Here is a 17564-nt window from a genome sequence, read left to right on the forward strand (position 1 = left end):
CACAGCGCGGACTGCCCACCCGCACGCGCCGGCCACCGACCAGTTCCGCGGGCCCGGGAAGGACCCTGATGAGTGTGACAACCAACGACACGTTGGCCGAGGCGGCCGCGCCCGCGCCCGCCCCCGCGCCGCCCCGGCGCCGAGGCCTGAGCGCCGGCGACCGCTACATCCCGTACGTCATGATCCTTCCGGCGGCGGCCGCCCTGGTCGCCGTCATGGGCTACCCGCTGTTCAAGCTGCTCGACCTGGCGCTCCAGAACATCAACCGGTACGCCGCGTTGGTCAACCCCGACCTGGCCCGGTACATCGGCCTGGAGGGCTTCACCAAGGTCTTCTCCGACGACCAGTTCTGGGAGGTCGTACTCCGCAGCTTCGTCTTCACCGGCGAGCTCGTCGCCCTGTCGATGGGCCTGGGCATGACCTTCGCGCTGATCCTGGGCCGGGTCTCCGCCTGGGTGAAGATCGTCGTCGTCACGGTGCTGATGTTCGTCTGGGCCGTCCCCGCGCTGGTCTCCGGCACGATCTTCCGGTGGATCTTCGCCGGCCGCGGCGGCATCGCCGACTACGTGCTCTACCTGTTCGGCGCCGACGGCATGAAGAACTACGAGTGGGTCGCGCACCCGGCCGTCGGGCTGTACGTGGTGGGCGCCGCCGTCATCGTCTGGGGCGCGCTGCCGTTCCTGGTGATCGGCCTGCACGCCGCGCTGACCCAGGTGCCCAAGGAGCTCGTCGAGGCGTCAAAGCTGGACGGCGCCAACGTCCTGCAGACCTTCTGGCACGTGGTGATCCCGGTCATCAAGCCGTTCCTGCTGGTCTCCGCCTCACTCAGCTTCATCTGGGACTTCCAGGTGTTCGCGCAGATCTACTCGCTGCGCAACAGCGCCCCCGAGCCGGAGTACTGGACCATCGGCACCTACCTCTACCAGAACGGTGTCGTCTCCTCGCACTACAGCAACAGTGCCGTGATCTCGATCTCGATGATCGTCCTCATGCTGGCGGTGCTGGTCTTCTACATCCGCCAGGTCATCAAGATCGGAGCGCAGGACTGATGACTGCCGTCGACACCGCCCCCCGCACCAGCGCCGCCCCCGGCGTCCCCAAGGTCAGGAAGAAGGCCCGGGCCGCCGGCCGCAACCCGGTGATGACCTGGGTCTGGAACACCGTCGCGCTGCTCTTCGCCGCCGTGATGGGCTTCCCGGTCTACTGGATGGTCATCACCACCTTCAAGACCAACAAGGACCTGCTCAGCAAGGACCCGACCTTCTGGCCGAGCACCTTCTCCTTCGAGAGCTACAAGGTCGTCTTCGACGACCCCGCGTTCGTGCCGGCCCTCCGGAACACCCTGCTGATCACCGTCGGCGCGGTCATCCTCGGCCTGATCGTCGGCTTCCTCGCCGCCGTCGCCGTCGCCCGCTTCAACTTCCGCGGCCGGAACTTCTTCATCGTCACCATGCTGATCATCCAGATGGTGCCGCTGCTGGCGATCATCATCCCGCTGTTCATCGTGATGAACAACGCCAACATGACCGGCACCGTCTTCGGCGTGATCCTGGCCTACCTGGTCTTCACCATCCCGTACGTGGTCTGGACGCTGCGCTCGTTCATCGTCAACATCCCGGCCGAGCTGGACGAGGCCGCGATGGTCGACGGCTGCACCAAGTGGGGCGCGTTCTTCCGGATCATCCTGCCGCTGACCATGCCCGGCCTGGTCACCACCGGCGTCTACACCTGGATCCAGGCCTGGAACGAGTTCATCGTCGCCAACACCCTGCTCAGCAGCGGCGGCAAGCAGACCTCGATGATCTGGCTGACCTTCTACTCCACCACCCCGACCCGGGGCGCCGACTACGGCGCCCAGATGGCCGGCGCGCTGCTCGTCTCGCTGCCCGTGATCATCCTGTTCGTGATCTTCCAGAAGAAGGTGTCGGCGGGTCTCACCGCAGGTGCGGTCAAGGGCTGACACCCTCCGTACCCCAGACCCACCTCCAGCACCACACCCCAGGGAAGGAACCATGGCGACTCCCGGCACGGAAAGCGTCGAACTCCTCAGCGACGCCGGAGCGGTCCTCCAGCCCGGTTTCGGCGGTCTGACGCCTCCCGACTGGCTGCGCCGCAGACTCGGCTCGGGCGAACTCGGCGGGGTCGCGCTGTTCGGCCGCAACATCCGCACGCCGCAGCAGGTCGCCGAGCTGACCGGGCAGATGTACGCGCTCAACCCCGAGCTGCTGATCGCCACCGACGAGGAGGGCGGCGACGTCACCCGCCTGGAGGTCGTCAGCGGGTCCTCCTACCCCGGCAACCTCGCCCTCGGCGAGGTGGACGACCTCGACCTCACCGAGCGGGTCGCCCGCTCGATCGGCTTCGACCTCGCCAGTGTCGGGATCAACCTCAACTACGCGCCCGACGCGGACGTCAACTCCAACCCCGACAACCCGGTCATCGGGGTGCGCTCCTTCGGCGGCGACGGCGAACTCGCCGCCCGGCACACCGCCGCGTACGTCCGGGGCCTGCAGTCGGCCGGCGTCGCCGCCTGCGCCAAGCACTTCCCCGGCCACGGCGACACCGCCGGCGACTCCCACCTCGGACTGCCCCGGATCGACCTGACGCCCGAGCAGTTCGCCGAGCACCTCAAGCCCTTCCGGGCCGCCGTCGCCGCCGGGGCCAAGGCCGTCATGACGGCCCACATCCTCTTCTCCGCGTACGACCGCGAGCTGCCCGCCACCATGTCGCAGCGGATCCTGACCGGCCTGCTGCGCGAGGAGCTCGGCTTCCAGGGCCTGATCGTCACCGACGGCATCGAGATGGGCGCCATCTCCGGCACCCACGGCGTCGCCGCCGGCTCGGTCAAGGCGATCGCGGCCGGCGCCGACACCATCTGTGTCGGCGGCGGACTCCAGGACGAAGCGGCCTTCCTCTACCTGCGCGACGCCCTGGTCTGGGCCGTGCGCGAGGGCCGGCTGCCCGCCGAGCGGCTGCACGAGGCCGCCGAGCGCAACCGCGCCGTCGCCCGCTGGTCCGCCGGCGTACGCCGGTCCCAGGTCGGCGCACACGGCGAGGTGGGCATCGGCCTCACCGCCGCCCGGCGAGCCCTGCGGGTGCACGGCGAGCTGGTGCCCGTCACCGGGGTGCCGCACGTGGTCGAGTTCTCCCCCGGCGCGAACATCGCGGTCGGCGAGGAGACCCCGTGGGGTGTCGCCGGGCCGCTCGCCGAACTCGTCCCCGGCACCACGCTGACCCGGATCGGCGCCCCCGCCACCCGCCGCGAGGGCTCCGGCCTGCTGCACATCGAGGTCGCCGCCGACGGCGCCGAGGTGGACGTCGCCCCGGTGCTCGGCGCCGCGGTCGGCCGCCCGCTGGTGATCGTGGTCCGCGACCCGCACCGCCACGCGTGGATGAAGCGCGCCGCGCTGGCACTGGTCACGGCACGCCCGGACGCGGTGCTGGTGGAGATCGGCACGGCCCACGCCGTCGCCGAGACCTTCCACTCCCGCGGGGTCACCGTCCTCGCCACCCACGGTGGAGCCCGGGTCTGCGGCATCGCCGCCGCCGAGGCGCTGGCCGGGCTGCGCCGGGGCGCGGCCAGGGTCGGCTGAAGCAGGCGGCCGGGGCCGCCCGGATTCCACGGGCCGCCCCGGCCGCCGCCACACCCCCGCGGCGCGGGCCGCGAGCCCGGCCCGCCCGGCACCTGCCGCATCACGGCCGGCGCTCACACCTGCGGGCCCGCGCATGCAACCATGTGCTGATACAAGACGGAGGAGCCGGTGACGGCTGCACGGCGAGGAGTGAGAGCGGCCATGAGCGGCGACAGGGGCACGGCGGCCATTGGGGAGGGCACCACGGCGGTGCAGACCGGTCCGGCCGCGGCGGGCGGGGCGGGCGCCCGCGTCCCGAAGTACTACGGCCTCAAGCGCCATCTGCTCCAGCTCACCGAGACCCAGCCGGCCGGCACCCCGGTGCCGCCCGAGCGGGCGCTCGCCGCCCAGTTCGACACCTCCCGCACCACCGTCCGCCAGGCCCTGCAGGAGCTGGTGGTCGAGGGCCGTTTGGAGCGCATCCAGGGCAAGGGCACCTTCGTGGCCAAGCCCAAGGTCGCCCAGGCCCTCCAACTCACCTCCTACACCGAGGACATGCGCGCCCAGGGGCTGGAGCCCACCTCGCGGCTGATCGAGGTCGGCTACATCACCGCCGACGACCACCTCGCCCCGCTGCTGGACATCAAGCCCGGCGGGCGGGTGCTGCGTATCGAGCGCCTGCGGCTGGCCAACGGCGACCCGATGGCCATCGAGGTCGCCCACCTCTCCGCCAAGCGCTTCCCCGCGCTGCGCCGCAACCTGGTCAAGCACAACTCGCTCTACACCGCGCTGCGCGAGGTGTACGGGGTCACCGTGGCCGAGGCCGAGGAGACCATCGAGACCACCCTGGCCGACCCGCGGGAGGCCGGCCTGCTCGGCTCGGACCTCGGCCTGCCGATGCTCCAGCTCTCCCGGCACTCCTTCGACGCCGAGGGCAACCCGGTGGAGTGGGTCCGCTCGATCTACCGCGGCGACCGGTACAAGTTCATCACCCGCCTCCAGCGGCCCGAGTAGTTCACCCGCAGGCGTCCGATATCCGGGACGTTGCGCGCTACCTAGTGACACGGGCCACACGGCGCACTACATTTCGCAGCCGTAGTGACTGCCGATCACCAGTGGTGCTGCTCGGCGGGCTCGCGCGGGGCCGACCCCTCGCGGGCTGCGGCGCCGACGGGGTGACCCCACTTCAGCCGGAGCCGCAATGTCCTCAGATGTCGCAGTGTCAGAACAGGCGGGCGAGCAACCACCGGGCCCGCTCCCCACGGTGACCCCGGAGCGGGTACTGGCCGTGCTCGCCCTCGTCGTGCCGATCGTCGCCATGATCTGGGTCTCCTCCTACGCCAAGGCCGGCCCCGAGGTCGGCGGAGTGCCGTTCTTCTACTGGTACCAGCTGCTCTGGGTGCCGGTCTCGGCCGTCTTCACCGTCGCCGCGTACCTGCTGATCAACCGTGACGAGAAGGCCCGCCGGGCCGCGAAGGCGGGTGGGCCGCGATGAACCACGGCGTGAACGTACCGGCCCTGACGGTCTTCGTGCTCTTCTTCGTCCTGGTCACCGTGATGGGCTTCCTCGCCTCCCGCTGGCGGCGGGCGGAGAACGCGCTGCACCTGGACGAGTGGGGCCTGGGCGGGCGCAGCTTCGGCACCTGGGTGACGTGGTTCCTGCTCGGCGGGGACCTCTACACCGCGTACACCTTCGTCGCCGTTCCCGCGGCGGTGTACGCCACCGGCGCGGCGGGCTTCTTCGCGGTGCCGTACACGATCATCGCGTACCCGCTGGTCTTCCTCTTCCTGCCGCGGCTCTGGTCGGTCTCCCGGGTGCACGGGTACGTCACCCCGGCGGACTTCGTGCGCGGGCGGTACGGCTCCAAGGCGCTGTCGCTGGTGGTCGCGCTGACCGGCATCCTGGCCACCATGCCGTACATCGCGCTCCAGCTGGTCGGCATCCAGGCGGTGCTGGACGTGCTGGGGATCGGCGGCGGGGCGGACTCCAACTGGTTCGTCAAGGACCTGCCGCTGTTCCTGGCCTTCGGCGTGCTGGCCGCGTACACCTACTCCTCCGGGCTGCGGGCGCCGGCGCTGATCGCCTTCGTCAAGGACACCCTGATCTACATCGTGATCATCGTCGCGGTGATCTACATCCCGCTGCGGCTCGGCGGCTACGGGCACATCTTCGACGCGGCGGCGCAGAAGTTCAGCGCGCCCAAGTCGGCCGGGGCGCTGGTCAGCCCGGAGAGCAAGCACTGGACGTACGCCACGCTGGCGCTCGGCTCGGCGATGGCGCTGTTCATGTACCCGCACTCGGTGACGGGCGTGCTGGCCTCCAAGTCCCGCAACACCGTGCGCCGCAACATGGCGATCATGCCGGCGTACTCGCTGATGCTGGGGCTGCTGGCGCTGCTCGGCTTCATGGCGATCGCGGCCGGGGTCGGCAGCGGGGTCAAGGGGTTCAACGCGCAGCTGTCCGTGCCGCAGCTGTTCGAGGACATGTTCCCGGACTGGTTCACCGGGGTGGCGTTCGCCGCGATCGGGATCGGTGCGCTGGTACCGGCCGCGATCATGTCGATCGCGGCGGCCAACCTGTTCACCCGCAACGTCTACAAGGAGTTCATCAAGCCGGCGGCGACCCCGGCGGACGAGACCAGGGTCGCCAAGATCGCCTCGCTGCTGGTGAAGGTCGGCGCCCTGCTGTTCGTGCTCAAGATGGACAAGCAGGCGGCGATCAACCTCCAGCTGCTCGGCGGCCTGTGGATCCTGCAGACCTTCGTGTCGATCGTCGGCGGCCTGTTCACCCGCTGGTTCCACCACTGGGCGCTGTTCGCAGGCTGGGCGGCCGGGATGATCTACGGCACCTGGCAGGCGTACGGCATCGCGAGCCCCGCCACCAAGCACTTCGGCGGCAACGCGGCCGAGATCCCCTGGATCGGCGAGATCGGCTACATCGGCCTGACCGCGTTCGTGCTGAACCTGGGTGTGTCCGTCCTGCTGACGCTGGTCCTGCGGGCCGTGAAGGCGCCGGAGAACCCGGACGAGACCCGGCCCGGCGACTACAGCGCCGAGGCGGGCGACCAGGAGCTGGAGAACGCGCCGGTGCCGGTGGCGGCGCACTGATACGCCCTGCGCGCGCCCTGTGATCGCGCCGTCCTCTCCGTGAACACTGGAGGGGGCGGCGCGATCATATGTATGAAGCGTTCATCCAGAGAACGACCGCCGCCCGGATCGGCCAGCATCGATCATCGATCGGATCAGTCGAACGATCAGGACAGCGACGACGGGGAGAAGCGGCCATGGCAGAACTCGGCACCACCCTCAACGGCCAGCACCACCGGACCGCCGCCACCCGGCTGCCGTCCCTGCTTATCGCCACCCGGCACGGCGAGTCCACCGCCAACGTGGAGTTCCAGCTGGCCGAGGCGGCGGGCGCGCTGAGCGTGCCGATCAACTGCCGGGACGCCGACATCCCGCTCTCGCTGCACGGCCGGCAGCAGGCGCACGCACTGGGCCGCTGGTGGGCCGGCCTGCCGGCGGCCGACCGCCCGCGCAGCGTCTGGTGCTCCCCGTACGTCCGCACCGCCGAGACGGCCCGGATCGCGCTCGCCCAGGCCGCCGGACTCGGCGCCGTACCCGTCTCGCTCCCGGTGCGCTACGACGAACGGCTGCGCGACCGCGAGCTCGGCATCCTGGAGATGCTGCCCAAGGCGGCGATCGAGGCCAAGCACCCGGAGGAGGCGGCCAGACGCCGCAAGATGGGCGAGCTGTACTACCGGCCACCCGGCGGGGAGTCCTGGTCGGATGTCGCGCTGCGGGTGCGCAGCCTGCTGCGCGACCTGTGCGCGGAGGAGGCCGGGCGCCCGGTGCTGCTGGTCGCGCACGACTGCACGGTGCTGATGCTCCGCTACGCGCTGGAGCGGCTGACGGAGCAGCAGCTGACGGCGCTGGAGCCGGTCCGCAACTGCGCGGCCAGTGTCTGGCGGGCGGCCGACGGACGGCTGCGGAGCGAGCGGTGGAACGACGTCGGCCACCTCACGACGGGCGGCTGAACACGCCGCCGGCCGCGTCAGGTGTCCGGGTAGGAACGCGCCGGGTGGGGCCCACAAGGCCCGTGAGGCAAGTGAGGCCCGTGAGGCGCCCGCCGAAGTCCGTCAGGTGCCGGCGAAGCAGCGGCGGTAGGCCTGCGGGGTGGTACCCAGCCATCTGCCGAAGTGGTGGCGCAGGGTGGCCGCGTTGCCGAAGCCGCAGCGGGCGGCGATGACGTCGACCGGCTCGGTGGTGCCCTCCAGCAGGCGCTGGGCGAAGAGCAGCCGTTGGCCGGTGAGCCAGCGGTGCGGGGTGGTGCCGGTCTCCTGCTGGAAGCGGCGGGCGAAGGTACGCGGCGCCATGTGCACCCGGGCGGCGAGCTGCTCGACCGTCAACTCCTGGTCCAGGTGGTGGCGCATCCAGTCGAGGAGGCCGGCGAGCGAGTCCCCGCCCTCCTGCGGCAGCGGCCGGGCGACGAACTGGGCCTGCCCGCCCTCCCGGTGCGGGGCGACCACCATCCGCCGGGCGATCCCGCGGGCCACCTCGGCGCCCTGGAGCTTGCGGACGAGGTGCAGGCAGGCGTCGATGCCGGCCGCCGTGCCGGCCGAGGTGATCACCGGGTCCTCGTCCACGTAGAGCACGTCCGGCTCGACGCTGGTGAGCGGGAAGCGGCGGGCGAGTTCGGCGGCGTGCCGCCAGTGGGTGCTGGAGCGGCGCCCGTCCAGCAGACCTGCCGCGCCCAGCAGGAACGCGCCGCTGCAGATGGAGAGCACCCGGGCGCCCCGCTCGGCGGCGGCGCGAAGCGCCTCGATGATCCGCGGCGGGTACTCGTCGCGGATGTCGGTGGCGGTGGCGATCACCAGGTCCGCCTCGGCGAGCCGCTCGGGGCCGTGCGGGACGTCGACGGTGAAGCCAGCGTGGGTGCGGTGCGGGCCCGGGGCGGCGCCGGCGATGGCGAAGTCGTAGACCGGCAGCCCCTCCTCACTGCGGTCGAGGCCGAACACCTCGCAGGCCACGCCGAGTTCGAACGGGTGGACCTCCTCCAGCACGATCGTCACGACGTTCTTCAGCATGCCCACCAGCATGGCGCGCCGCCCGACGGACCGCCAGAGCCCCAGTGGCAGCATTTCGATGCAAGAGGGCATTCCTGCCACTCGTCCGGCCGTCGCGGCCGGACGAGAGTGGAGGCATGAACTCCTCCACCATCTCCGCCTTCTCCGGCGCGCTGGGCGTGCTCGGTACCGTCGCCGGCTTCGGTCTGCTCGGTCTGCTGATCGGCCGCGACCTCTCCCGCACCCGTGGCCACGGCCGGGACAACTGGCACCGCCCGACCGGGTACCCCGCCGACCCCGACACCGCGGACCGCTTGCACCGCCACCCCGACCGGCCCGACCCCGCGGCCCTCCCCACGTCCCTCCCCGCGGCCGACCGCCTCTACGGCACCCTTCCGGCCGCCTCCGCCGGGCCGTCCGGCACACTTGGCGGATGGACATCATCATTCGCCGGGCCCGCGAGGAGGACCTCGAAGCCGCAGGTGAAGTCACCGTCGAAGCCTTCGTCGGGGACGGCCACACCGCACCGGGCGCCGCGTACATCACCCTCCTGCGCGATGCCGCCCGCCGGGCCAGGGAAGCCGAACTCCTCGTCGCGGTGGACGCGGGAGACGAATCGGTCCTCGGCTGCGTGACCCTCGCCGTCGGGGGTACCGAGTGGGCCGACATAGCCCTGCCGCACGAGAGCGAGATACGGATGCTCGCGGCCGGCGCCACGGCCCGCGGCCGCGGCGTCGGCGAGGCGCTGGTCCGGGCCTCGGTCGCCCGCAGCCGCGAACTCGGCCTGACGGGGATGGCGTTCTCCACCCGCCCGGCCATGAAGGCCGCTCACCGCATCTACGAGCGGGTGGGCTTCAGCCGGGCCCCCGAGCGGGACTGGGCCCCCCGCCCGGGGATCGACCTGCTGGTCTACGCCATGGAGCTCTGACCCGGGCCCGCCCGGCCGCGGCTCAGCCGCCGCCCGGCCGCCCTCAGCCCTTCGGCTTGGCGGGGGTGCGCTCCAGCAGGACCAGCCGCAGGTTGGGCAGCCGGTCGGTGCGGACCGTCTTGAACTGCTTCAGCTCCTTGGACACCTTGTCGGAGACGGCGCCGTACGGCCGCTTGTCCCCGGTGCCCAGCAGCAGCCAGACCCGCTGGACCTTCGCCAGGCAGGGCGCCGGCTCGAAGCACTCGATCGCACCGAAGCCCTTGGCCTCCTGCGGCGTACGGGACATCAGGGCGTCCAGCGGGGCCGTCCTTCCCCTGAACTCGTAGGCCATCGCCCGGCGCAGCGAGGTGCCGGGCTCGAACACCATGGCGTCGCCGGGGCGCTGACCGGCGTCGATCACCCGGGCTGCGGCGCGGCTGTCCATCTCCCAGTTCAGGTCCTTCCTGACCTCGCCCTGGTCCGGCCAGGCCACCCCGACGGCCAGCAGGAAGACCAGCAGCAGCGGAACGGGACCGACCACCCAGCGGGGCGGCGTCCGGGAGACGGTCGTCAGCGAGGCCAGGCCCGGCACCCGGCCGATCGCGGCCGCCACCAGCAGCGTCCAGGCGGGCACCGTGAAGAGCAGGTACCGGTCGAGGAACAGGTGCAGCCACGGCGCCGTCGTTGCGGTCGCGGCGACCGGCAGCAGGGCCCAGCAGGCCAGCAGGCCCACCGGCTGGCGCAGCGACAGCAGGGCCGCGATACCGAGGACGCCGAGTACCAGCAGCACCCAGCCGAGCGACTCCGAGCCGGCGAGCTTGGACGGGAGCTCGCCGAGGTCCTTCCAGTCCTTGTGGTTCCAGCCGATCTGGTCGCTCTGGCCGGCCCCCAGCACCACCACGGGGGCGAGCAGCAGCAGCGCGCCTGCGGTGGCCAGCGACCACCGTCCGAGCGGGGCCGGGAAGCGCAGCAGCGGGCCGGTGCGCCGGGCGGTGTGCGCGATCATCAACAGGTGTCCGGCGAGGATCGAGAGCGTCACCAGGTGGGTGAGGCCCATCGCCACGACGGTCGCCGCGTAGCCCGCCCAGGAGAGCACCAGCGGGCCGTTCCACCGCACCCGCCGGGCGCTCGCCGCGGCCACCGCGTGCCGGCGCACGGGCTCGGCCCGCTGGAGGATCCGGGTCAGTACGAGGGTGCTGACCACGGCGGCGAGGACGGCGAAGGCGTAGGGCCGGGCGTCCTGGCCGTACCAGGTGATGGCCGGGCAGATCGCGAACAGGAGGCCGGCCAGGACGCCCAGGCGGGGCGTCAGCAGCCGGCGGCCGAGCAGGGCGACGGCGGCGGCGGCACCGGTCATGGCCAGCGCGGTGGGCACCCGGAGGGCGGCCTCCGAGTCGCCGAACAGGTCGATCCAGAGGTGCATCAGCACGTAGTAGGGCGCCAGCACCAGGTCCATGTGGCCGATCAGGTCACCGAGCTGGCTCCAGCTGAGCTCGGAGGCCCACCAGGTCGCGTGCTCGTCCCGCCAGAGCTGGCGCCTGCCTATGCCGTACAGGCAGAGCACCAGGGTCAGCGCGGCCGGGGGCAGCGCGACCGCGAGGGTGGCGAGCAGGGCCCGGGTGGGCGGCTCGGGCTCGGCGGGCAGCGGGCGGACGGGCGGCGGACCGGCGAACGGCAGTGTGGTCGGCGACAGCGCGCCGGGCGGCATCCCCGTGGGCGGCATCCCGGCGGTCGGCATCGCGGGCGGCCCGGCCGGAGGCGGCGGCGGCACCGCGCCCCGGGCCCCGAGCGGCTGGGCGGGCAGCTGGAAGGCCGGCTGGACCGGAGCCTGGGCGGGCTGCTGGACGGGCTGCGGCGGCGGTCCGGGCGGCCAGGGCGCCGGCGAGTGCAGGTCGTTCGCGGAGGTCGTCACTGCTTCACCCAAATCCGGTAGTGGCCGGTCCCACCCGTGGTGGTGAACGGCACGGTGCCGAGGAGGCGGTAGCGCGGGCTCTGGGCGACGGCCGCGGCGACCACCCTGTCCATGTCCGGCGTGGCGACACCGTCCAACACGATCATGTCGAACCAGCCGTCGGCGATGGCGGTGCGGTAGCCGTCCTCCGCCGAGTGCAGCGTCCCCGCCTTGTCCAGGTAGCCGATCCCGTACGTCGAGGTCCACTGGTCCTGGCGGGTGAGGTCGCGCAGGTAGTAGCTCGGCACGTTGGAGGCCGAGGCCAGGTACCGGCCGTGGTCGTTGACGTACGGCCGCAGGGCGCCGATCAGCCGCGTGGAATCGGGCCAGGTCTCGAAGCGCCAGGCGGACTGGGAGAGCCCGAAGGACAGCATCACCACCCAGAGCAGGATGCCCAGCTGGGGGTGGCGGAAGTGCGGACCGATCAGCCGGGCCATCCCGATGCCCGCCATCGGCGCCGCGAAGAGCAGCCCGAAGCCGACGTGCTTGTAGAGCGCCACCGAGGTGTTCAGGTGCATCTGGTACGCCGGCGCCAGCGACGCCGTCCCCACCAGCAGCAGCCCGAGCAGGACCCGGCGCCGGCGGCCGGGGCCGGTCATCGAGCGCACCAGCGGCGACTCGTTCATCCGCCCGCGCATCGCGTACGCCACCGCGCCGCCGCAGGCGGTGACGAACACCAGCCCGCCGTACTCGACGCACTCGCGCAGCAGGTCCAGCGCCGGCTCGCTGCCGTGGGCGCGCGCGGTGGTGGTGGCCCGGACCCCCGCGAGGACGCTGGTGAAGCTCAGCCCCGCCCAGAGCAGCCCGCCCATCGCGCCGCCCAGCAGGACACCGCGAAGCAGCGGTTGCCGGAGCCGGTTGCGGCGCCCGGTGAGGACGGCCAGCAGGACGAGGGTGGGCAGGTAGAGCGCGGCCGCGTACTTGAGCCCGACGGCCAGCACGCCGACCGGCGCGGCCAGCAGCACCACCGCGGCGGGCGCGCGGTCGGTGCGGACCACGATCCAGGCCGCGAGGGCCAGCAGCAGGACGGCCGGTGCGTCGTAGGTCGCGAAGAAGCCGAGCACCACGGTGGACTGGGTGACGGCGAATATCGCGGCAGCGCCCAGGGCCACCCGCTCGTTGAACAGCCGGCGGCTGAAGGCGTACAGCAGCGAGGTCGCGCCGAGCATGCAGAGCAGGCTGAAGACCCGTACCCCGAGCACGCCGAAGTGGTTCTCCAGCACGGCCGCGGCGATCGGGTAGAGCAGCGGGGAGCCGGAGAAGTAGCTGTTGTAGTCCTTGGGCAGCGGGATGTCCCACAGGAAGTGCGCCAGCTCCGCGTGCCCGGCGTACATGTAGAGCGCCTCGTCCTGGAACGCGCTGTTGGACAGCCGCAGGGACAGCGCTGCCTGGAGCCCGAGGATCAGCAGCAGCAGGGCGCGGCTGAGCCAGGCCCGGCGGCGGCCCGGGTCCAGCGTCCAGCTGGCCTCCGGGGTGGGCGCGAGGGTGTAGCCGGGGGACGTGTCCGCCGGGTCCTCGGCGGCGGGCGCCGTCCGGGCCGCGAACCAGGAGCCGCCCGGGTCGGGGTTGCGCACCGGAGCATCGATCGGGTCCGGGTCCTCGATCGGGTCCGGGTCCTCGGCCGGGTGCGGGGCCACCGCCCGGTGCGGAGCCTCGGCCTCGTCCGGCTCCCGGAACGGCCTCGGCTGTTCGGCCGGGTCCGGCTCCGGGCCGGGGAGGGTGCCGACGAGCTCGGCCGGTTCTTCCGGACGCGGCGCGGGGATACGGCCACGGCGACGGCCGCTGTGCGCGGGGGAGGAGGTCATCAGGGGCTCTTCACATCGAAGCCGAAGCGGCTGTCGGCCGCGATTTGCTTGAAGGCGGCCAGCGCCTGCGGGTCACTGTCGATCCGCCAGTCGGCCTCCTTCCTGATGTTGAACCAGACGAAGCCCAGACAGTCGGGGCGCGCGAGGACACCGCCGGCGAGGTTGAGGATGTCGTTGCGCTTGCGCGCGCCCGGCTCGGCGCCGGTCTCGGCGATCAGGAACGGCTTGTCGGTGAAGGCGCGGATCTGGGTCAGCGTCGGGGTGTAGAGGGTGTCGAAGGTGCCGGCCTCAAGATGCGTGTAGTACGCCACGATGCCGACCCAGTCCACGTAGTTGTCACCCGGGTAGTAGGGCTGGAGCTGCACGCCCTTGGTCGGGTTGACGCTGTTCGGACTCCACACCCAGATCACCGACGCGGCGCCGATCTCGGAGAAGAGGTCGTGGATGTGGCGGTACGCCGCCACGAACTCCTCGGCGGTGGCGTGCTTGGTGCCCCACTCGTACCAGAAGCCGTTCATCTCGTGCGCGAAGCTGATCGCCACCGGGGCGTTGAAGTCCCGGACGGCCCAGGCGTAGCGCTTGATGTAGTCGTCGCCCTTGCCGGCCGCGATGTCGGCCAGCGTCATGGTGTACGGCTCCCAGGCGACCAGCGGGATCGCGCCGGACTCCCAGGCGTTGCGGGCGCCCTTGGTGTCGAAGTCGTCGCCCCAGCCCGAGTAGTACTCGATCAGGTTGGGCGTCTTGCCCGCCTTGGCGGTGAAGTCCGCCACCGCCGTCATCGAGTTGGGCGCGCCCTCGGCCGCGATCCCGAGGATCTTCTTCGCCGGCCGGAGCAGCGGCCGCACGTCGTACGGGCTGAAGGCGTCGGAGGTGCCCGCGGCGGCCGGCCTGGCGGCCGTGGAGGGCTTTGTGGAGGAGGAGGCCGAGGGCAGCGCCACCCCGGGGCCGATCCGCTGTTCGCCCAGCAGCGCGGCGCAGCCCGTCAGGGGCAGCACCAGCGCGACCGCCGCCAGCAGCCGGCCCACCGCGCCCGCCCGGGCCCGCCCGGGGCCGGTCCGCGGGTTCGATCGGATCATGGTGCGACGTCCTGGGTTCGGGGTTGGATGAGGATGCGGCCGACGGTGACGGCGTAGAACAGGCCGGACGAGAGCACCAGCGCGAAGTCCGGCGGGTGCAGGGTGAACATCCGGTACACCGCGGCGAAGACCCAGAGCAGCGCGGTGCCGCCGCCCCAGACGACGACCCCGATCCAGAACCGGCGCTGCTTGTTGCGCGCGCTGCTCGACCCGGTCGGCTGCCAGGTCTGCTGCCTGCCTCGCAGCAGGTCCCAGACGGCGAAGAAGTGCGCCCAGCCGTACATCATCCGCCCGGCCCACGCCTCCAGGCGGTACGGCGCCCGGTGCCAGAGCGGGAAGATGACGGTCGCGTAGAGGATGCTGGGCACCACCAGGACGAGGTGCTTGACCTGGAGCAGGTCCGGCTCGGCCAGCAGCAGCATGATCGGCAGCACCGGCAGCGCGAAGGTCATCAGCGCGGTGTGGACGTAGTAGAGGAAGCCGGAGACGTAGCAGAGCCTGGTCACGAACGGCAGCTTCGCCTGCCAGAACTTCTTGCTGGTCAGCAGCGACATCGAGCCCATGCACCAGCGGTACTGCTGGTTCTGGAAGGCCGCGGCGGTGTCCGGGCAGACACCCGTGGAGAGCGCGACCGGCACGTACTGCAGGTTCCAGCCGAGCGAGCGCAGGTCGAAGCCGGTGTGCACGTCCTCGGAGTGCGCGATCAGCGTGGTGCCGCCGTTCTCCTCCAGCGCCGCGCGCCGGTAGACCGCGCAGCTGCCGACACAGATCGCCCCGTCGTTGCGCTGCCGGGCGACCTGGACCGAGCGGTAGAACAGCTCCTGGATGGCGCCCGCGCCACGCTCGATCCAGTTCTGCGAGTCCAGCACCCGGAAGAACTGCGGGGACTGCACGATGCCCAGCTTCGGGTCCTGCTCCAGGTACGGCAGTACCTCGTCCAGCAGGTCGTGGCGTGGTGCGAAGTCTGCGTCCAGGATCAGGATGTATGAACCGTCGGAGCGGCTGAATCCGTAGTGAAGATTGCCGGCCTTCTTGAACCACCCGCGGTTCTCCCGTACGCCGTAGCGAAAGCCGAAGTCCCCGGCCATCGCTTCGACCTCGGGAGAGGCCGCGTCGTCCAGGACGTACGGCATGACCAGGCCCGGATAGTGCTCGGTCAGCCTGCGCACATGCGTCCAGGTGTTGTGCAGGACCTCGATCGGCTCACCGCAGACGGGCAGGAAGACGTCCACGGTCGGGTAGCGGCCGGGCTGCCACTGCCGCACGAGCCGGCGGTGCGCCTTGACGTCGAAGTTGGGCGTGAAGCTGTTCACCCGAAGTGAGACGAGGTAGTAGATCACGGTGAAGAGCAGGAACGGCAGGCAGGCCCAGAACCAGGGGGACGCGCGGTACAGCTGGATCTGACTGACGACCAGGCATCCGAAGCTGACGACCGAGCAGAGGGTCAGGATCCACTGACGGCGGATCGTGTAGCTGTACTTCTCCTGGGCGTTGGGCGGAGCCGGCAGCAGCAGGGTGTGGGTGTCCTCGACCGGGTTGCTGCGCCGCCGCCCCGCCGCCCTGCGCCGTCGGCCGGTGGCACTGGTGGCAGCGCTCACGGCGCGGCACCTCCTGAATGGGGTCGTTCACGGCCTTCAGGGGTGAACTGGCAAGCCAGAGCCGCCCCCGGGTCGGCCATCTTATCGGACGCTTACTTGCGCGCTGAGGCGCCTGGAAGCCGGACCGGGCAGGCCCGGGGCCGGGCGGGCCGACGGCCCGGCAGGACCGCCACCGCCCACCCCGGATGACACCGGCTCAGTGTCCGGCGCCGGTGCCCTTCGCCCTCGACAGCAGGGCGTCCTTGGCGTAGTCGGAGAGCGCGGGCGCGGCCGCCGCCGCCAGCGGGTCCGCCAGGCCCGCGCCCTGCTTGAGCGTGCCGGCCACCGTGAAGTAGCCGTACCGCCCGACGTAGCCGTGCGTCTCCGAACAGCCGGACTCGGTGCAGAACGGGCCCACGCCCTGACCGGGCAGGCCCTGGATGGCACCGATGTGCTTGGCGAGGGCCACGTCGGCGGTCGCCTTGTTGTCGAAGACGGCGATCCCGATGGTGACGGCGCTGTCGCCCGAGACGTACGTCGCCCGGACGAGTGAGCGGCAGGCCTCGTCGCTGATCGCCTTGCCCAGACCGCCGGTGGTGGCCTTGGAGCACGGCGTGGTGATGCCGGTGCCCTTGCGGGTCCAGACCTTCCCGTCGATGGTGCGGGTCTGGTCCGCGAAGAGCACCGCGGGGTCGACCGGCGCCTTGTCGGTGCCGGCGTCCGAGATGAACGTCACCGGGTCGGCGGACGGCGTGCCCGGGCTGCTGGCCGCGGTGGTCGGCTTGGTGTCGCCGCCCTTGTCGCCCTTGTCGGTCATCATCAGGCCGGCCGCCACCCCGCCGCCGACCAGCACCAGAGCCAGCGCCGTGGCGCCGATCCAGAGCTTGCGGCGCTTACGGGACTCGCTCTCGTGCCGGTCCGCCAGCGCGGCCCAGTCCGGCTCGCCCAGCGCCGGCGCGGGCGGGCCCGGCTGCCACTGCTGCGGCTGCGGCTGGACGGGCTGCGGCACCGTCGGCGGGATCTGCTGCTGCGGCGGGACCTGCTGCCCCGGCGCCGTCTGCCCGTACGGCACCGGCGGCGGCCCGAAGCCCCCGACCGGCGGCGGCGCAGGCTGCTGACCGCCCTGCCCGGCCACCGGAGGGGCGGGCTGCGGCGCCTGGGGTACGGGAGGCTGCCCCTGCGGCGGCTGACCCTGCGGCAGCGGCCCCGCCGCCCCCGGCTGCTGACCCTGCACCGGCTGTGCGGGCTGACGCGTCCACTCGGCCGGTACGCCCGTTCCCTCGCTCATGAGGCGAGATCGTATGGCATGCCCATCGGGAGCGGCCCAACCGGTAACCAATCCGTTCCCAAATCCGGACCCGCCGGGGCCGCCGGGCCCGCGCCCCCACACCGCCGGTTATCACCCCGACACGCCACGCTGCACAACATGTGGGTGCAACATCGGGGTGGCACCACTAGATGTATGCTCACTCCTGCTGTCGAACGCAGGGGAACCCGGTGGGAGTCCGGGACTGCCCCGCAGCGGTGTGCGGGGGGCCGATGCCGTCCCCGCGAGTCCGAATACCTGCCGACGGCGTGCCACACGGCTTCCCCGCAGAGGCCTTGAAGCA

The 17564-nt window shown here is 71.9% G+C and carries 14 protein-coding genes and 1 riboswitch; of the genes, 8 read left to right on the forward strand and 6 right to left on the reverse strand.

All coding sequences use genetic code 11. The features are described from left to right. Positions 1-68 precede the first annotated feature (68 nt). The 7 genes from ACIBH3_RS00635 (at position 69) to ACIBH3_RS00665 (ending at position 7609) form a co-directional block, all read left to right on the forward strand. Positions 69-1049 (forward strand): carbohydrate ABC transporter permease, encoded by a 981-nt coding sequence (locus tag ACIBH3_RS00635; RefSeq protein WP_396309633.1) that lies wholly within the window; start codon positions 69-71, stop codon positions 1047-1049. Further along, positions 1049-1960, forward strand: a complete 912-nt coding sequence (locus ACIBH3_RS00640; RefSeq protein ID WP_396309634.1) for a carbohydrate ABC transporter permease — start codon at positions 1049-1051, stop codon at positions 1958-1960. The genes ACIBH3_RS00635 and ACIBH3_RS00640 overlap by 1 nt, the downstream gene beginning before the upstream one ends. A gap of 52 nt (positions 1961-2012) precedes the next feature. Next, positions 2013-3593, forward strand: a complete 1581-nt coding sequence (locus ACIBH3_RS00645) for a glycoside hydrolase family 3 protein (protein WP_396309635.1) — start codon at positions 2013-2015, stop codon at positions 3591-3593. Between the two features lie 201 nt (positions 3594-3794). Then, the gene (locus ACIBH3_RS00650; protein ID WP_396309636.1) at positions 3795-4586 is read left to right on the forward strand and encodes a GntR family transcriptional regulator; all 792 of its coding nucleotides are present in this window, start codon (positions 3795-3797) and stop codon (positions 4584-4586) included. A gap of 205 nt (positions 4587-4791) precedes the next feature. Continuing rightward, positions 4792-5067 carry a DUF3311 domain-containing protein gene (locus ACIBH3_RS00655; protein ID WP_396309637.1) on the forward strand — a complete coding sequence of 92 codons (276 nt, stop codon included), beginning with the start codon at positions 4792-4794 and terminating at the stop codon, positions 5065-5067. Then, positions 5064-6680, forward strand: coding sequence for a monocarboxylate uptake permease MctP (gene mctP / locus ACIBH3_RS00660; RefSeq protein ID WP_396309638.1), 1617 nt, complete (start codon positions 5064-5066; stop codon positions 6678-6680). The genes ACIBH3_RS00655 and mctP overlap by 4 nt, the downstream gene beginning before the upstream one ends. Positions 6681-6856: 176 nt before the next feature. Further along, a complete protein-coding gene (locus ACIBH3_RS00665) occupies positions 6857-7609 on the forward strand; it encodes a histidine phosphatase family protein (RefSeq protein ID WP_396309639.1) in 753 nt (250 codons plus the stop codon). Between the two features lie 102 nt (positions 7610-7711). On the opposite strand, the gene ACIBH3_RS00670 is transcribed toward ACIBH3_RS00665, so the two are convergent. After that, on the reverse strand, positions 7712-8659 hold the full coding sequence (locus ACIBH3_RS00670; RefSeq protein ID WP_396309640.1) for a helix-turn-helix domain-containing protein: 948 nt from the start codon (positions 8657-8659) through the stop codon (positions 7712-7714). Positions 8660-9071: 412 nt separating this feature from the next. On the opposite strand from ACIBH3_RS00670, the gene ACIBH3_RS00675 reads away from it, so the two are divergent. Next, entirely contained in the window at positions 9072-9566 is a 495-nt protein-coding gene (locus ACIBH3_RS00675; RefSeq protein WP_396309641.1) for a GNAT family N-acetyltransferase, read from the forward strand. Between the two features lie 43 nt (positions 9567-9609). Here the strand turns inward: ACIBH3_RS00675 and ACIBH3_RS00680 are convergent, their stop codons facing one another. From ACIBH3_RS00680 to ACIBH3_RS00700, 5 genes are all read right to left on the reverse strand, one after another. Continuing rightward, positions 9610-11457 (reverse strand): glycosyltransferase family 39 protein, encoded by a 1848-nt coding sequence (locus tag ACIBH3_RS00680; RefSeq protein ID WP_396309642.1) that lies wholly within the window; start codon positions 11455-11457, stop codon positions 9610-9612. After that, complete coding sequence (locus ACIBH3_RS00685) at positions 11454-13301, reverse strand: glycosyltransferase family 39 protein (protein ID WP_396309643.1); 1848 nt, start codon at positions 13299-13301, stop codon at positions 11454-11456. Before ACIBH3_RS00685 ends, ACIBH3_RS00680 begins: the two co-directional genes overlap by 4 nt. Continuing rightward, a complete protein-coding gene (locus tag ACIBH3_RS00690; RefSeq protein WP_396309644.1) occupies positions 13301-14377 on the reverse strand; it encodes a glycoside hydrolase family 26 protein in 1077 nt (358 codons plus the stop codon). The genes ACIBH3_RS00685 and ACIBH3_RS00690 overlap by 1 nt, the downstream gene beginning before the upstream one ends. Continuing rightward, positions 14374-15828: a glycosyltransferase family 2 protein gene (locus ACIBH3_RS00695; RefSeq protein WP_396309936.1), complete on the reverse strand. Its 1455-nt coding sequence runs from the start codon at positions 15826-15828 to the stop codon at positions 14374-14376. Before ACIBH3_RS00695 ends, ACIBH3_RS00690 begins: the two co-directional genes overlap by 4 nt. 343 nt (positions 15829-16171) lie before the next feature. Then, positions 16172-17242, reverse strand: coding sequence for a hypothetical protein (locus ACIBH3_RS00700; protein WP_396309645.1), 1071 nt, complete (start codon positions 17240-17242; stop codon positions 16172-16174). Positions 17243-17399: 157 nt separating this feature from the next. Then, positions 17400-17541: riboswitch (cobalamin riboswitch) on the forward strand. Positions 17542-17564: the final 23 nt, after the last annotated feature.

The sequence above is a fragment of the Kitasatospora sp. NPDC050543 genome (genome assembly GCF_044457565.1).
Lineage (GTDB): Bacteria > Actinomycetota > Actinomycetes > Streptomycetales > Streptomycetaceae > Kitasatospora.

Excerpts from the sequence above, each read along its gene's own strand:
- ACIBH3_RS00635 (WP_396309633.1), top strand. The coding sequence starts at position 69 with ATGAGTGTGACAACCAACGACACGTTGGCCGAGGCGGCCGCGCCCGCG.
- ACIBH3_RS00640 (WP_396309634.1), top strand. The coding sequence starts at position 1,049 with ATGACTGCCGTCGACACCGCCCCCCGCACCAGCGCCGCCCCCGGCGTC.
- ACIBH3_RS00645 (WP_396309635.1), top strand. The coding sequence starts at position 2,013 with ATGGCGACTCCCGGCACGGAAAGCGTCGAACTCCTCAGCGACGCCGGA.
- ACIBH3_RS00650 (WP_396309636.1), top strand. The coding sequence starts at position 3,795 with ATGAGCGGCGACAGGGGCACGGCGGCCATTGGGGAGGGCACCACGGCG.
- mctP (WP_396309638.1), top strand. The coding sequence starts at position 5,064 with ATGAACCACGGCGTGAACGTACCGGCCCTGACGGTCTTCGTGCTCTTC.
- ACIBH3_RS00665 (WP_396309639.1), top strand. The coding sequence starts at position 6,857 with ATGGCAGAACTCGGCACCACCCTCAACGGCCAGCACCACCGGACCGCC.
- ACIBH3_RS00670 (WP_396309640.1), bottom strand. The coding sequence starts at position 8,659 with ATGCTGAAGAACGTCGTGACGATCGTGCTGGAGGAGGTCCACCCGTTC.
- ACIBH3_RS00675 (WP_396309641.1), top strand. The coding sequence starts at position 9,072 with ATGGACATCATCATTCGCCGGGCCCGCGAGGAGGACCTCGAAGCCGCA.
- ACIBH3_RS00685 (WP_396309643.1), bottom strand. The coding sequence starts at position 13,301 with ATGACCTCCTCCCCCGCGCACAGCGGCCGTCGCCGTGGCCGTATCCCC.
- ACIBH3_RS00690 (WP_396309644.1), bottom strand. The coding sequence starts at position 14,377 with ATGATCCGATCGAACCCGCGGACCGGCCCCGGGCGGGCCCGGGCGGGC.
- ACIBH3_RS00700 (WP_396309645.1), bottom strand. The coding sequence starts at position 17,242 with ATGAGCGAGGGAACGGGCGTACCGGCCGAGTGGACGCGTCAGCCCGCA.